General features: G+C 35.1%; 11 protein-coding genes. 4 read left to right on the top strand and 7 right to left on the bottom strand.

Annotated elements, in window-relative coordinates:
* Positions 1–16 precede the first annotated feature (16 nt).
* From BM289_RS10540 to BM289_RS10530, 3 genes are all read left to right on the top strand, one after another.
* A complete protein-coding gene (locus tag BM289_RS10540; protein ID WP_091493045.1) occupies positions 17–6,775 on the top strand; it encodes a T9SS type B sorting domain-containing protein in 6,759 nt (2,252 codons plus the stop codon).
* A gap of 151 nt (positions 6,776–6,926) precedes the next feature.
* Positions 6,927–7,838: a PorP/SprF family type IX secretion system membrane protein gene (locus BM289_RS10535; RefSeq protein WP_091493043.1), complete on the top strand. Its 912-nt coding sequence runs from the start codon at positions 6,927–6,929 to the stop codon at positions 7,836–7,838.
* Between the two features lie 11 nt (positions 7,839–7,849).
* Positions 7,850–9,793: an OmpA family protein gene (locus BM289_RS10530; RefSeq protein ID WP_091493041.1), complete on the top strand. Its 1,944-nt coding sequence runs from the start codon at positions 7,850–7,852 to the stop codon at positions 9,791–9,793.
* A gap of 123 nt (positions 9,794–9,916) precedes the next feature.
* On the opposite strand, the gene BM289_RS10525 is transcribed toward BM289_RS10530, so the two are convergent.
* The 7 genes from BM289_RS10525 to pyrR all read right to left on the bottom strand — a co-directional run bounded on the left by BM289_RS10525 (position 9,917) and on the right by pyrR (position 15,200).
* Positions 9,917–10,420 carry a CAP domain-containing protein gene (locus tag BM289_RS10525; RefSeq protein WP_167365413.1) on the bottom strand — a complete coding sequence of 168 codons (504 nt, stop codon included), beginning with the start codon at positions 10,418–10,420 and terminating at the stop codon, positions 9,917–9,919.
* 175 nt (positions 10,421–10,595) lie between these two features.
* Positions 10,596–11,240 carry a pyridoxamine 5'-phosphate oxidase gene (gene pdxH / locus BM289_RS10520; protein WP_091493039.1) on the bottom strand — a complete coding sequence of 215 codons (645 nt, stop codon included), beginning with the start codon at positions 11,238–11,240 and terminating at the stop codon, positions 10,596–10,598.
* A gap of 169 nt (positions 11,241–11,409) precedes the next feature.
* Positions 11,410–12,315, bottom strand: a complete 906-nt coding sequence (locus BM289_RS10515) for a ribonuclease Z (RefSeq protein ID WP_091493038.1) — start codon at positions 12,313–12,315, stop codon at positions 11,410–11,412.
* 105 nt (positions 12,316–12,420) lie between these two features.
* The gene (locus BM289_RS10510) at positions 12,421–12,750 is read right to left on the bottom strand and encodes a ribonuclease Z (protein WP_091493036.1); all 330 of its coding nucleotides are present in this window, start codon (positions 12,748–12,750) and stop codon (positions 12,421–12,423) included.
* 232 nt (positions 12,751–12,982) lie between these two features.
* A complete protein-coding gene (locus tag BM289_RS10505; RefSeq protein ID WP_091493034.1) occupies positions 12,983–13,909 on the bottom strand; it encodes an aspartate carbamoyltransferase catalytic subunit in 927 nt (308 codons plus the stop codon).
* A gap of 79 nt (positions 13,910–13,988) precedes the next feature.
* A complete protein-coding gene (locus BM289_RS10500; protein ID WP_091493033.1) occupies positions 13,989–14,630 on the bottom strand; it encodes a DUF6891 domain-containing protein in 642 nt (213 codons plus the stop codon).
* Between the two features lie 30 nt (positions 14,631–14,660).
* Positions 14,661–15,200 carry a bifunctional pyr operon transcriptional regulator/uracil phosphoribosyltransferase PyrR gene (gene pyrR / locus BM289_RS10495; RefSeq protein WP_091493031.1) on the bottom strand — a complete coding sequence of 180 codons (540 nt, stop codon included), beginning with the start codon at positions 15,198–15,200 and terminating at the stop codon, positions 14,661–14,663.
* A 190-nt stretch (positions 15,201–15,390) separates the two neighbouring features.
* Between pyrR and BM289_RS10490 the strand changes: the two genes are divergently transcribed.
* On the top strand, positions 15,391–15,795 hold the full coding sequence (locus BM289_RS10490; protein WP_091493029.1) for a hypothetical protein: 405 nt from the start codon (positions 15,391–15,393) through the stop codon (positions 15,793–15,795).
* Positions 15,796–15,828: the final 33 nt, after the last annotated feature.

The raw sequence follows: 15,828 nt of genomic DNA, 5'->3' as shown, positions 1-15,828 counted from the left end.
TTAAAAAACTATTACTATGAAAAAAATATACTCTCAATGTTTTACGGTTTTTAATTTCTTTTTAATTCTAGTTATTGGTATTAATGAAGGGAATGCGCAAGTAATAAAACCGTTTAAAGAAAGAACTTCTTCTTATTCTCCTGCCAGAACAATCTATAAAATCAAAGGAGATTTTACGATGATTGGAAATAGCAATTTGACTTTACAGAATTATAGTAACACTGAACCTAATGGAACCAATCCAATGGTTTATGTGGACAGGGATACTAATAATCAAACTCATAATTCTTCTGGAGCCACTTTGGATCTGCTGAATGACAGCGGTGCGAAATTAACAAACTGCTACAACATTGTTTATGCAGGTTTGTATTGGACAGGAAGGGTTTCTGATGCCGCTAATAGTCCTAATTCTTTTACTGTTACTAAAAATGGCGTAACTAAAACTTTAGATAAAAGAAAAATTTTATTCAAAGGTCCTGTAAATACTGATTACACTGAATTTACAGCTACTGATATTTATTTTCCAACCAATGCAGATAATAATATGTTTTCTGCCTATGCAGAAGTTACCGATTATGTAAGAGCTAATGGAGTTGGAGAATATTTTGCCGCCAATATAGCTGCAACCGAAGGTGCTGATGGAGGTACGATAGGAAAATATGCTGGATGGGGTTTAGTTGTTATTTATGAAAACTCAAACATGAAAAACAGAGACATTACTGTTTTTGATGGTCATGCCTTTGTGACAAATAATACAACTGCAAATTACACTATTCCTGTTTCTGGATTTAATTCGGTGACATCTGGTCCTGTTGGTATCAAACTGGGTATCATGGCGGGAGAAGGCGACTTATATTATGATGGCGATTATTTTCAAATTCAAAGATTAAATACAAACACTTATCAAAGCTTAAGTCACTCGGCAAATACTGCAACTAATTTCTTTAATTCTACCATAAATACTGGAGGAAATAATAGAAATCCGAATTTAATCAATAATTCAGGTATAGATATCAGTATGTTCAACCTGCCAAACAGCGCGAAAGACCTTATTGGAAATAACCAGACTTCAACCACTTTTAGATACGGATCTACAGTTGATACTTACGCCATTTTTTCTATAGTAATGGCAGTTGATGCTTATGTTCCAGAAATTGAAGGTGTACTTACTGCTACAACTATCAACGGAAATAATGCTGGTGCAGGTCCGTATACCGTTTTGCCAGGTCAGGAACTTGGTTACAAAGTACAAATAAAAAACAAAGGTTCAGAAGCCATACAAAACAGTAAAATTGTGATTCCTATTCCATACAATGCGACATTTGTTAACGGTAGTATCGCGGGAATTGTAAATTTTTCTCCGCTTCCTACCCCAAACTCATTAACATATGAACCAACAATTGGGGCCAATGGATCGATAGTTTGGGATATAGGCACATTACCATTACCTTCTAATCCAGACACTGTTTTGGCTGAATTAACATTCAAATTAAAAGCTACAGAAAACTGTGCTTTACTTAAAAACTCAAACTGTAATAACAATATTCAGGTAAATGGTGTATTGAGTGGAAAAGGAGCAAATTCTGGAGTAACTGTAGCTGATAAGTCTTTAATTTTAGGTTATACCAACTCTGGAAACTGTACAGGAACTTCTATAGCAGCTCCGCTTCAGACCTCTATCAATTCAACAGATTACACTAATGCAAATTGTCAGGCAACACCACCAACTATTGCTTTTACTTTTTGCAACAGTTCTATGACATCAATTCCAGTAACCGATGTATTAGGATCATTTCCTACTGGATCAACATTTTATAATGCTTATCCTGTTGTGGCTGGTACTACAACTCAATACACGATTAACAATCCGTTTCCAGCAACAGTTGGAACCTCAACTTATTATGCTATTCCTCCTGGAGGAGCCAGCAGTGGCTGTTACTTTCAATTTACGATTACTATTGAAAGTATTACAACAACGCCTACGATTCCAGATCCAGTAAATTATTGTATTGGAGATATTGCAGTTCCTTTAACTGCTGTTGCAACAAAACCAGAATATACATTATACTATTACCTCACTGCAACTTCGACTGCACAGCAATCTATAACTCCTTCGACTACAACAGCAGGTCAGTTTACCTATTACGTTGCCGAAGGAAAAACAAATGCTTGTATTGGTCCTAAAAAAGCGATTGTAGTGAATGTAAATACAAAACCAACGGTTATAGTAACTAATCCGCTTCCTATTTGTGCACCGGCAACTTCATTAGATTTAACCGCTGCCAGTATAATTGCTGGAAGCACAACAGGATTGACTTATACTTATTGGACAGATTTAGCGGCAACAATTCCGCTTGCCAATTCCAGCGCAGCAATTCCTGGTACTTATTATATAAAAGGAACAAATTCGTCCAACTGTTTCGATATAAAACCTGTAGTGGTTACAAAAAGCACTGTTACAATAACAGAAGCAACGGCTTCACACGTAGATGTAAAATGTTTCAATCAATCTACGGGATCAATTACAGTAAATAATGCTTCAGGCGGAGTTGCTCCTTATACTTATTCTTGGAAAAAGAATGGTTCGGCTTATACTGGCACTTCTCAAACCTTAAATAATTTAGGTTTTGGAAATTATGAAGTTACCGCTACAGATGTCAATGGCTGTCAAGGAACATTAACTATAAGTATTTTACAGCCAAGTGGTGCATTAACTTTAGGAGATTCTTCTAAAACTGATGTTTCCTGCTTCGGAACCAGTACTGGATCTGTAACTGCTGGAACTATAACAAATGCTGTAGGAACTATAGTTTACTCTTGGAAAAACAGTGCCAATGTTGAAGTCGGTACTACAGCAACAGTTTCAAACCTTCCTGCTGGAACTTACACTCTATCGGTAACAGATTCTTGTTCTTCTGTATCAAATTCTGTGACAATTTCACAGCCAAACGCTTCATTAGCTCTTGGAGATTCTTCTAAAACTGACGTTTCATGCTTTGGCGAAAGCACAGGAACTGTAACAGCGGGAACTATAAGCAATGCCGTGGGAACTGTAACTTATTCTTGGAAAAACAGTGCCAATGTTGAAGTTGGAACTACTGCAACAGTTTCAAACCTTCCTGCTGGAACTTATACTTTAACAGTAACAGATTCTTGTTCTTCTCAATCCAATTCAGTTATAATACTACAGCCAACTACTGCTTTAAGCTGTTCCATTACACAAAATAAAGCAGTTACTTCAAATGGTTTAAGTAATGGAGAAGCTACTGTAACACCAATTGGCGGTAACGGAAATTATACTTACTTATGGGATAATAATGAAACGACTCAAACTGCAACAGCATTGAGTGCGGGATTACATTCTGTAACCGTAACCGACTCTAAAGGCTGTACAACGACTTGCACTGTAACGATAACGGAACCAAATGTACTTTCTTGCAGTATATCTCAAGACAGCCCTGTAAAATGTTTTGGAGAAAATACTGGTAAAGCAACCGTAACAGCTATTGGAGGTAATGGTGACTATACTTACTTATGGGATAATGGAGAAACAACAGCGCAGGCTGTTGCATTAAACGCTGGTTTACATACTGTAACTGCCACAGATAAATTAGGTTACACTACGACTTGTACTATTACTATTTCACAGCCTCAAAATGCTTTGAGCACGGTAAAAAACCAAACAGATGCTAGCTGTGGCGGAGGAAACAACGGTACTGCAACGGTAACTGTTTCTGGCGGTACTGCAGGATACACTTATTCATGGAATACAAATCCAGTTCAAACAACTGCAACTGCTGTTAATCTTGCTTCTGGAAATTATACTGTATTAATTACAGATGCAAATGGATGTACCATTTCGGAATCATTTATAATTCTTGATGGAGATTCTATTATTCCAGTTATTAATCCATTACCGGAAACTACAACTATTAGCTGTCCAGCAGAACCTGTTTTTGCACAAGCGACCGCTACAGATAATACAGGAACTATTGCTTCTCTAACTTACACTGATACTATAACAGCCGGAAATTGTGTTGGCTCTTATACAAAAACGAGAACTTGGATTGCAAAAGACATATGTGGAAACGCTTCTCTTCCTGTTAGCCAAACTATTATTGTACAAGATAATACAGCACCTACTTGGACCACTCAAGCTGGAACTTTAGATAGAACTATTGAATGCAGTAATCAAAATGCATTAACAGCTGCACAGGCTTTATTCCCTGAAGCTTCAGATTCTTGTGATACTGATGTAACTAATATTGTAAAAGTAAGCGGTCAGTTTGTTGCTTCTGCTAATTGCGGTAATGCGGGAACTTATACCAATACTTGGACAGTAACAGACGATTGTGGCAATATCTCTGACACTTTCACACAAGTGATAACTATCCAAGATACTACTGCTCCAATATTTACAGGTAATCTTCCTTCTGACATTGAAGTATCTTGTGATGCGGTTCCTGAACCAGCAGAAATGCAAGCTTCTGACAATTGTAATGGCGATTTACCAATTGTGTTTACAGAAACAAAATCGGATATCTTGAACGGATGCCCAACTAATTATACATTAACTCGTACTTGGAAAACCAGCGATTGTGCAGGAAACACCGTTTCTTTTACTCAAATTATTAAAGTAAAAGATACGACTCCTCCAACAGGAACTGCTCCTGCTAATGTAACCAATTTGGCAAGTATTGATTTAATTCCTACTGGAAGTCCTGCCGATATTAAAGATGCAGCGGATAATTGCAGTCCGACAGTAAATATTACAGTAACAGATACTAATAGCGGATGTAACGGAAATGTTTATATTCTAACAAGAACTTATACTTTAACAGATTGTGCTGGAAATAAAACAGAACTGGTTCAGAGCTTTAGCGTAGACTGCAGAGTTAAAAAAGTCATTGTCGCAAATGATGATAATGCAGGTCCTATCGCTGGTGTAAATCATACGACGCCAAATGTCATAAATGTATTTACAAATGATACGCTAGATGGCGTTTTAGTTAATCCTGCTGATGTTATCTTAACAACTGTAACACCAAATAATTATTTACACCTAAATCCTGATGGTTCTATAGATGTGCTGCCAAATGCTCCTGTAGGAACATTGACTTTGGTTTATCAAATTTGCGAAAAAGCACAAACAGATAACTGTGATACGGCAACGGTTACCATTACAATCGAAGCCCCAAAAATGACGGTTACAGCAACACCAACATGTGTTAATGATGTTCCATATATTGATTATGTGGTTACTCCTGTAAATTTTACTCCTGTCGATAATGTAACAATTACGTGGACTGACAGCAGTAACAATACAATTACCACTATGCCAAATTTAGCGTTAAGCGGTAGAATTTTATGGCCAGGAGCAGTTGTAGATGGAACCGGAAAAGGAATTGACTGGCCGGGATGGATCTTTGAAAACAATAAATGGGTGCAAGGGGCTGATGGATTCGAAAAATTACGCCCAACAGCTAATTTGGTAATATCACTAAATCCAACTGAAACTATTACAGTTAACTATCCGCCTGCAGATCCCTACTGTACAGCAAGACCAACTTTTGTTATTGTTGCCAATGACGATAGTCCTACACCAATCACTGTACCTGCTGTTGCGACAACTGTGATAAATGTTTTCACTAATGATTTATTAAATAATACTGCTGTCAATCCTGCTGATGTAACCTTAACAACAGTAACACCAGACCCTAAAGGAATATTGACTTTAAATGCTGATGGATCGGTAACCGTTGCAGCTAATGCTCCAGTTGGGACTTATACTCTAACGTATCAGATCTGCGAAAAAGCCGATGCTGGAAATTGTGATACTGCAATTGTAACTGTTATTATTCAAGATGCTCCTGCACCGCCAACACCAGTTGTGGCAAATGATGACAATTATAACAACATCGGATGTAACACTTTTGGAGTTGTGGGTAATGTATTAAGTAATGATTTAAAAGGAGCTGTTCCTGCAACACTTCAATTAGTTGACTTTACTCTTATTACTCAAAATGGCGATAGAACAAATCCAAATATTACAATTGATAATGCTGGAAATGTAACTGTATCGAGTTTGACACCAGCTGGGACTTATATTTACAGTTATAGAATCTGTGATAAATTAAGTTCTCAAAACTGCGATACAGCGACTGTAACTATTGTTGTAGTTCCAAATGGAGTAACACAGATTAGCAGTACTGCTTGTACAGATGATTCATCATTGATCAACTTGACTTCTTTACTTCCAGAAGGCAGTCCGATTACTGGAACTTGGGTTGACAAAAACAATACTAATGCTCTTCAAGGAAGTGTTCTTAATCCTTTTGGTCTGGCACTTGGAAGTTATGCTTTTGAATATTTAATAGCCGATGAAAAATGTCCTAGAAGTATTGTCCTAAATATGGAAGTTAATGACGATTGTAAAGTCTTGGCTTGTGGGGATGTTTTACCTCGCAATGCATTTTCTCCTAATGGCGACGGAATGAATGATACCTTTAAAATTGACAACATCGATGATGTAACCTGCTATCCGGGAAATACCGTCGAAATATATAATCGCTGGGGAATCTTAGTTTTCGAAACTGTCAATTATAACAACACAACAAATTTCTTTGATGGCACTTCGAGAGGAAGAACAACCATCAAACAGTCTGACGGATTACCTACTGGAACTTACTTTTATATCATTAATTATAAGTCACTAGACGGAAATAATACTATTCAAGAAAACAAACTTGACGGATATTTATATCTGTCCAAATAATAAATCAAGCAAAAACAAACATAATCCACTCTTTTACAACATATTAAAAAAGAATAAATTGAAATTTTGCTTAATTTTGAACAAAAGAATGCATTGATTTTCAATATATTAAAAAAATCAGTGGTAATAATTAAAATAATAAATATCTATTATGAGAACAAAATTATTTTTAATCGTCATTCTGTTAGTTACATATAGCGGGTATGCACAGCAAGATGCGCAGTTTACCCAATATATGTACAATACAATAAACATAAACCCCGCTTATGCTGGTTCTCGAGGTGCCCTAAGTATTTTTGCTTTACATCGTGATCAATGGATTGGATTGGAAGGAGCTCCTAAAACCAATACAATTTCTATTAACACACCAATTAATAACAGTAATATCGGACTTGGAATTTCATTGGTAAATGATAAAATTGGACCGACAAATGAAAATCAATTTTCTGTAGATCTTTCGTACAGTATTCCAACATCAGAAACATGGAAGCTTTCTTTTGGTATAAAAGGTACCGCCGATATTTTTAATCTTGATGTTGATAAATTAAATCCTGAAACCGCAGGAGATAGACAGCTTCAAAGCATAAACAATGATTTTTCGCCAAATATTGGAGCAGGTGTTTACTGGCATTCCAACAAAGCTTATATTGGATTATCTGTACCTAATTTTATTCAAACCACCCGTTACAATGATAATGATGTCGCTATTTACAAAGACAAGATAAACTACTATTTAATAGGAGGTTATGTTTTCGATTTTTCTCAGGAGGTAAAATTCAAACCAGCAGTTCTTACCAAAATGGTTGAGGGAGCTCCGCTTCAGGTGGATGTGTCTGCAAACTTTATGTTTTTTGAAAAATTAACTCTGGGTGTTGCTTATAGATGGGATGCTGCTGTTAGTGCAATGGCAGGATTCCAAATTACCGACGGACTCTATATTGGTTACGGCTATGATAATGAAACGACCAATCTAAGAAACTATAATTCTGGCTCACACGAGATTTTCCTGCGCTATGAGTTCTTCAAAAACAATGGTAAAATAACAACTCCTCGTTTCTTTTAAAAAATTGTATCATGAAAAACTATACACTACTTTTCTTAATCATTATAAGTTCTTTTTCATTTAGCACTTATGCGCAACAGGCAAAAATAAATTCTGGTGATAAGAAGTATGATAATTATGCTTATGTTGATGCCATTAAAACCTATGAAAAAGTAGCCAATAAAGGTTACAAATCAGAAGACATGTTCAAAAAATTAGGTAATGCCTACTATTTTAATTCCAATTTTGAAGGTGCTGCAAAATGGTATGGTGAGTTGTTTGCAATGAATACAACTGTCGAGCCAGAATACTATTATAGATATGCGCAATCTCTAAAATCAACAGGAGACATTAGTAAGGCGAATAAAATGTTTGATGAATTTAAGGCAAAATCAAAAAACGATTCGAGAGCAAAATTTTATAAAGATGATGTTAATTATTTGGATCAAATTAAAGCCAATTCAGGAAGATATAAAGTTGAAAATGCAGGAATAAACAGTAAATATTCAGACTACGGATCTTACGTTTATAACAACAAAATTTACTTTGCCTCTGCAAGAGATACTGGTAATTTTTCACAGCGCAAACACAAATGGACTGGCGAGTATTTTACCAACATCTACAATGCCGATTTAAACGCAGAAACTGGAAATACTGGAAAAGTAAACAAATTCAAATCGGCTATTAATACCAAATTTCACGAGGCGGCGCCCGTTTTTACTAAAGATGGAAAAACAGTTTACTTTACTAGAAACAATTACATTGACGGAAAAAAGGGAAAAGATGATCATAAAGTCACTTTAATAAAAATCTACAAAGCCACTTTAGACGAAAAAAACAAATGGACAAATATTACAGAGCTTCCTTTTAATAGCGATAACTACAGCGTTGGCCATCCTGCTTTAAGTCCTGACGAAAAAACATTATATTTTTCTTCTGATATGCCGGGGTCTATTGGGCAATCTGATTTATATAAAGTTACTATCAATCCGAACGGTGGATATGGCACACCTGAGAATTTAGGAAACGAAATTAATACTGAGGGAAAAGAAACTTATCCGTTTGTTACCAATGAAAATGAAATTTACTTTTCATCTGATGGCCATCCCGGATTAGGAGGTTTGGATGTTTTCGTTGCCAATATTGAAGATGATGGAAAAATCAGTAATGTTCAAAATGTTGGTGGAGATATTAATTCACCCAAAGACGATTTCGCATATATCATTGACACCGCTACAAGAAGAGGTTTTTTCAGTTCTAATAAAGAAGGCGGACAAGGTTCTGATGACATCTATAAATTTCTAGAAACTAAAAAACTGAAATGTATTCAAGAACTTGAAGGTATTGTAACAGATCTTGAAACTGGAACAATTCTGCCGGGCGCAAAAATCACATTATTTGACAACCAAATGAATGTTAAAAACTCCACAGTCACTGACAATTACGGCAAATATTCCTTTCCTGTAGATTGCGGTAAAGCCTACCTTGTAAGAGCCGAAAAACCAGAATATACCACAAAAGAATTAAGTGTAACCATTTCAAAAACAACAGGAAAAACAACTTTACCAATTGCGTTAGAAAAATCGACCTGTAAAGTTACTGTTGGAGATGATTTAGGTAAGTGTTTCGGAATTAAAATGATTTATTTTGACTTAGATAAATCTAATATTAGAACTGAGGCGGCTTTAGATTTAGAAAAAATATTAGTGGTTCTAAATGAATATCCAACCATGAAACTTGATATTCGTTCGCACACAGACAGCAGAGCCACTCATAAATACAATGAAGCTTTATCTGACCGAAGAGCAAAATCAACAATCAAATGGTTGATTAAAAATGGAATAGCTCCTAACCGATTAACTGGAAAAGGATTTGGAGAAACCCAATTGGTCAATAAATGTGCTGATGGTGTTAAGTGTACCGAAGAAGAACATCAAGCCAATAGAAGAAGCGAATTCATTATTACGGCATTGTAAAAACCAAAACTATCTAACCAATAAAACTGCTTGTATATACAGGCAGTTTTTTTGTAAATAAAAAGTCGTTACAACTCTATGAATTGCAACGACTTCTAAAAAACCAACCTGTTCAATATTCGTTTAAAGCTTAGCAAAAATATTTGTATAATATTTTTTGCCTGTAGCAGCATCTGTTGTTACAGATAGTCCGAAGTGAGTAAAATCGCCTTCGATATTCTCTTTGTGGCCTGGACTCTCCAGCCAGGCTCTCAAAGCCGCTTCAGGAGTTTTATAGTTGTAGGCAACGTTCTCACCAACTTTTTTAGCTCCTAAAACATTTGTAATATTATTAGATCTCGCAGTAAAATCATTGTGATCTACAACGTTATTCTCAATCATATAAAGATTATGTTCTTGACATTTAAAAGAGATATGATTAATTCTCTCTAAAGCTTGCAAACCAACGCTAACTCGATAATCGTTTATGAGTTTCATGGTCTGAACTTCTGTGTCATTGTAAGTGTAGTTTGTAACAAGCGTTGAGACTGGAGTATTATCCACGCTTCCTTCGGCGGTATCTGCAGAACATGCGTTCATTGCGACTAAAATCGCAATGAACAACATGGTGCGCTTAATCTTTTCCATAATCAACAGCATTTTAGCAGTTTAAAGTAGATGTTGGGGCAAATCCTTTAAATTTATTTTTGAATAATTTCTCGTCTAATTTTCTATATCAAACATATTCAATTTACCGTTAAACTACAAAAAAAATCGATGAAATACATACTAATTTTTAATGTAAATATAATTTTCCTACAAATTAAGAAGAAAGTCGCTCAATCTTCCATGAAAAATCAGATTGACTGGTGTAACGTATTCTGTCATGCAATCTATTTGCTCTTCCCTGCCAAAATTCAACTTGTAACGGAGTAACAATATATCCTCCCCAATTTTCAGGTCTCGGAATTGATTTTCCTTCAAACTCGGTTTCCAATTTTTTCAAATTTTCTTCTAAAAAAGCTCTGGACGGAATCACTTCACTCTGGTGTGAAACCACTGCTCCGAGCTTACTTCCTTCCGGACGAGAATCAAAATAGTTATCCGAAATAATCTCCGAAGTCTTCTGTGCAATTCCTTTTATAATGACCTGACGTTCCATTTCCTGCCAAAAAAAAGACAGGCAGACATTTGGGTTTGCTTCTATAGCTTTTCCTTTTTCAGAATTATAATTAGTATAAAATATAAAACCCTCTTCTGAGAATTTTTTCAATAAGACAACTCGAGATTTAGGAAAACCATCCAAACCGATAGTAGAAACTGTCATTGCATTTACTTCTCCGCTTCCGCCAAAATCTTCTACTTCATGAAACCATCGGTTAAAAAGGTTAATAGGATCTTCGGGAATATTTGTTTCCAGTAATTCACTTTTCTCGTAGGATTTTCTATAATTACTTAAATCACTCATGACTATTATTTTAGATTGTTGATTTTAGTTTTTTTATTTCAGGTTTGTCGTGCCGAGAGAAGTCGAAGCCCTCTCGTACTGCAAAAGCCCTTCGACTCCGCTCAGGGTGGCATCTATATTATGTAAGTTCTAAAACCTAGAATCTCAACATCTTAGAATCTTAGCAACTTTAAAGATCAAAACTCAATCCATCATCTGCTAAAAGCACATTTGGAAAAACTTGTTCTGCTTCTTTTTTAAATGGCTCTAAACCGTCATAACGTGTAGAGTAATGTCCTAAAATTAATTGTTTGACATTTGCTTTTAAAGCAATAGTCGCCGCTTCTCTTGCAGTTGAATGCAGCGTTTTTTCTGCCAGTCTTGCTTCCGAATCTAAAAAAGTAGATTCGTGATACAAAACATCTGTATTCGCTATAATCGGAATTACTTCTTCATTGTAAACAGTATCAGAACAAAACGCATAACTTTTTGCCGGTTCAGGATCGAAAGTTAGTTTTTCATTTTCGATAACAGTTCCGTCATCTAAAGTAACATTACCGCCGTTTTTTATTTTTTGATAATAAGCTACATGAACATTATAGTATTGGACAGCTTCTACATTCAGTTTTCGTTCAGCGGGTTTTTCTTGAAACAAATAGCCATTTGTATAAACACGATGTTTCAGTGGAATTGTTTTTACAATGACTTTAGCATCTTCAAAAATCACTTCACTTTCCTTTGATTCCAGCTCATGAAAAAACAGACTGTAAGTTGTCCAGGATTCTGTCAATTTCAATTGAAGCAGAATTAATTCTTTAATTCCTTTTGGTCCATAAATATGTAAATCTGTGGTTCTTCCTAAAAGGGAAAAAGTCGAAATCGTTCCAATCAATCCATAAAGATGATCTCCGTGAAGATGTGAAATAAAAATGTGATTGATCTTCGAAAATTTAATTTTATTCTTTCGAAGCTGTACCTGAGTTCCTTCGCCACAGTCAATTAAAAATAATCTGTTTCTAATTTCTAAAACCTGTGCGGTCGGGTTGGTAAGTGTTCTGGGAGTTGCGGCGTAACAGCCAAGTATTGTTAATTTCATTTTAGATTTTAGATTGTTGATTTTAGATTGGTAAAATATTTTAGAATTGCTGTAAATATTTTAGATTCAGTTATAATCTAAAATCTAAAGTCTAAAATCTGAAATCTAAAATCCTAAGTCTCTCTCTATTTCTTCCATTTCGATAATATCGTGTGCTTCTAAAAGCGAAGGCACTACAACTAATTTATCTGAAATAGCATTAAAATCAAGATCAGATGCTACAATTACAAACGATTTTTTAGCTTTTTTATGAGTTTTTGAAAGTGGTAAAAAAAGTTTCAAATCATTTTCCGAAACTTCGTCAGAAGACAAATCGATTATAATATTGTGCTTTTCAAAAGTTTTAAATTGCTGCGTTACTTTTTCCAAGAAAGCATTTACATCTCCTTGAGTGTCTTTAATTGTAACGGTATGTCCTTTTTGATCTACTTTCATTTTATAATTTGTGGGCTTATATTTATTATGCTAATTTAATAAGTTTTTTTGTTGTTTCAAGTTTCATGTTCGAAGTTTCAAGTTTGTCAGGCTGAGCGGAGTCGAAGCCCACGTTTGCAAAGCAAATCTGTTTATAAAAGCACTTCGACTCCGCTCAGTGTGACACTCATTTCAAAACCGAAAACTGCTACAACGACTGAATACTCAAAACTGAACACTGAATACTTATAAACTACTGAATCTTAGAAGCCAGTAAATAAATAACCGCCATTCTAATTGCAACACCATTCTCCACCTGATTTAAGATTACTGAATGATCCGAATCGGCCACTTCAGAAGTAATCTCTACTCCTCTATTGATTGGTCCCGGGTGCATGATTACGATTTCTTTTCCTAGCGAATCCAAAAGCGGTTTGTCTACTCCGTATTGTTGTGCGTACTCGCGCGTTGATGGGAAGAAATTCACATCCATACGTTCGTTTTGCACACGTAGCATATTCGCAACGTCGCACCATTCTAGCGCTTTGCGTAAATTCGGTTCAACTTTTACACCTAAAGATTCAATATATCTCGGAATCAACGTTTTTGGTCCACAAACTTTTACTTCTGCGCCTTGCATCTGCAAAGCATATATGTTTGAAAGCGCTACACGCGAATGCAGAATATCACCTACAATAACTACTTTTTTTCCTGCAACATCTCCCAGTTTTTCTCTGATAGAATAACTGTCCAACAAAGCTTGTGTCGGATGTTCGTGTGCTCCGTCTCCAGCGTTTACGATACTGGCTTTGACATTTTTAGATAAAAAATAAGCCGCTCCGGGATTGGAGTGGCGCATTACAACCATATCCACTTTCATCGAAAGGATATTATTTACAGTATCAATCAGGGTTTCTCCTTTTTTAACGGATGATTGAGCTGCAGAAAAACTGATGACATCAGCAGATAAACGTTTCTGCGCTAATTCAAACGAAAGTTTGGTTCTGGTACTGTTTTCAAAGAAAATATTAGCAATGGTGATATCTCGTAATGAAGGAACTTTTTTAATCGGTCGGTTAATGACTTCTTTAAAATGATCTGCCGTTTCAAAAATCAGGTTAATATCATTTTCGTTAATGTATTTTATTCCTAATAAATGATTTACGCTTAATTCTTTCATTGTTGTTTCTTTAATATTATTGGTCAAATTCCGAATGAAAAACGGGTTTCATTCCATGCTTCTTTAAAGAGCAGCTACTCTATTCGATCATTCTCTCTACAACTTCTCCATAATCCTGAAGGTCTCTCGAATCTTCATTATAAACCTGCTGCCATCTGAAATTTGGAATTTCAATTTTTCGAGAAGCAGTTTCTTCCCATTTTACCTCAAAACCATTATTTCTCAGAACTTCGGCAACTTTCTTTCCAACTTCAATTGTAACTGCTGGATCAGAGTTATCAACTTTTTGAAAAGCGATATACAAACTTGGATTTTCAGGATCAATCGCTCTCGCTAAATCTTGTTCGTGATAAAAACAGTAGCCGTCAGATGTAACTCCATTTTCACGAAGCTCTCTTTCTACCTCAACCACTTCATATTCGCCATCACTTGTAGTGTAACCTGCATTGTGAAGCGCTACGATATTCTGATCGCATAATTCATCAAACGCGTTTATTAGTCTTTCGGTATCAGTCGGGCTTTTCCATTGTTTACTTTCTGCAAGTAACTTTTGGTATTCTTCGTCGATTTTTTCAAAAGCCCAAGCTTCTGAAATTTCTTCTTCAAATTCATTATCTTCAATTTCTTCCATGATGTTGTCTTTAATATCATCAACAGAAAGAAATCCCATTCTTACCTGGTTAAAAATTGATTCATAAATAAACTCTTCGTTCTCTGTCATGATTGTATTTTCAATTTTTAACGATTCATTTTAATTGGTAACCAAATGAACAACATCTTCACCATCATTTTCTTTCCAGCTTACAATTACCTTTTCTCCATTAATCGCATCTACCTGACGACCGCGATAATCTGGCTGAATTGGTAAATGACGGCTGAAACGTCTGTCAATTAAAACCAATAATTCAATTTCTGAGGGTCTTCCGAAAGATTGAATGGCAGTTAAAGCCGAACGAATGCTTCTTCCAGTAAACAAAACGTCATCAATAAAAATGACTTTTTTGTCTTCGACTATAAAATTGATTTGGGTTTTATTGGCTTCAAGCGGTTTATCAGTACGACGGAAATCATCTCTAAAAAAAGTGATATCCAAGTATCCTAAAGAAATTTCAGGAACTTGGTATTCGTTTTCTAATATTTGTTTTAAACGTTCAGCTAAAAAAACTCCTCTTGGCTGAATTCCAACCAAAATTGTATTAGAGAAATCAAGATGTTTTTCGATTAACTGACAAGCCAAACGATGGAGTATGATAGTAACTTCTTTCGAATTAAGTAATACTTTTTGACTCATAAGTGATTGTAATGTTTGGTTGCGCAAATATACGGAATCTGATTTTATTTGTTGGGGTGTTGGGGTTGGAAATATTTCTTTTCTATTTTGTAAATAAAATTCCACTTTTTTATAGATATTTTTAAGTTTTAAAATATGTTTTTAGCAAAACATATAAACTAGTCAATCACAATTTTAAATAATCGTAATAATGACTATTGAATTAAACAAAGAGTACAAAATAGAATTTAAACAATATTTTGAAAGTAGTTGGTTTGGTAATTTATTGATAAATGAAATAGACCATGAATTTACTTTTGATGACGCAGGAGATATTAATTGGCTAGAAATAAAAAATAGGTTATTGTATTTTATTAATCATCATAATGAAATAATTGAAATGACTAATAATGGGATAAAAAACTACTTAAATACCAGCCTTGGATGGAAACAAATTGAGGCATACGATTTAGAATGTGTAATTATTCCTCTTAATAGTGATCGAGAAGATGATTTTATTATTCATCCTATTTTTATTCTAGACCCATATGTTCAGTGGTACATTTATATTTATGATAATGAAGGGCCTAGATTACGAAAAGTAACAAGGGAATGATTTAGGATAACCAAATAACATTTCTTTTTTGTC

Source organism: Flavobacterium phragmitis, assembly GCF_900112575.1.
Lineage (GTDB): Bacteria > Bacteroidota > Bacteroidia > Flavobacteriales > Flavobacteriaceae > Flavobacterium > Flavobacterium phragmitis.
The sequence above is the reverse complement of the archived record's forward strand: the minus strand, read 5'-3'. Positions and strand labels throughout refer to the sequence as shown.

Bases quoted from the DNA above. Each gene is read 5' to 3' on its own strand.
- BM289_RS10515 (WP_091493038.1), bottom strand. From the start codon at position 12,315: ATGAAATTAACAATACTTGGCTGTTACGCCGCAACTCCCAGAACACTT.
- BM289_RS10540 (WP_091493045.1), top strand. From the start codon at position 17: ATGAAAAAAATATACTCTCAATGTTTTACGGTTTTTAATTTCTTTTTA.
- BM289_RS10490 (WP_091493029.1), top strand. From the start codon at position 15,391: ATGACTATTGAATTAAACAAAGAGTACAAAATAGAATTTAAACAATAT.
- BM289_RS10525 (WP_167365413.1), bottom strand. From the start codon at position 10,420: ATGGAAAAGATTAAGCGCACCATGTTGTTCATTGCGATTTTAGTCGCA.
- BM289_RS10510 (WP_091493036.1), bottom strand. From the start codon at position 12,750: ATGAAAGTAGATCAAAAAGGACATACCGTTACAATTAAAGACACTCAA.
- BM289_RS10505 (WP_091493034.1), bottom strand. From the start codon at position 13,909: ATGAAAGAATTAAGCGTAAATCATTTATTAGGAATAAAATACATTAAC.
- BM289_RS10535 (WP_091493043.1), top strand. From the start codon at position 6,927: ATGAGAACAAAATTATTTTTAATCGTCATTCTGTTAGTTACATATAGC.
- BM289_RS10500 (WP_091493033.1), bottom strand. From the start codon at position 14,630: ATGACAGAGAACGAAGAGTTTATTTATGAATCAATTTTTAACCAGGTA.
- pyrR (WP_091493031.1), bottom strand. From the start codon at position 15,200: ATGAGTCAAAAAGTATTACTTAATTCGAAAGAAGTTACTATCATACTC.
- BM289_RS10530 (WP_091493041.1), top strand. From the start codon at position 7,850: ATGAAAAACTATACACTACTTTTCTTAATCATTATAAGTTCTTTTTCA.
- pdxH (WP_091493039.1), bottom strand. From the start codon at position 11,240: ATGAGTGATTTAAGTAATTATAGAAAATCCTACGAGAAAAGTGAATTA.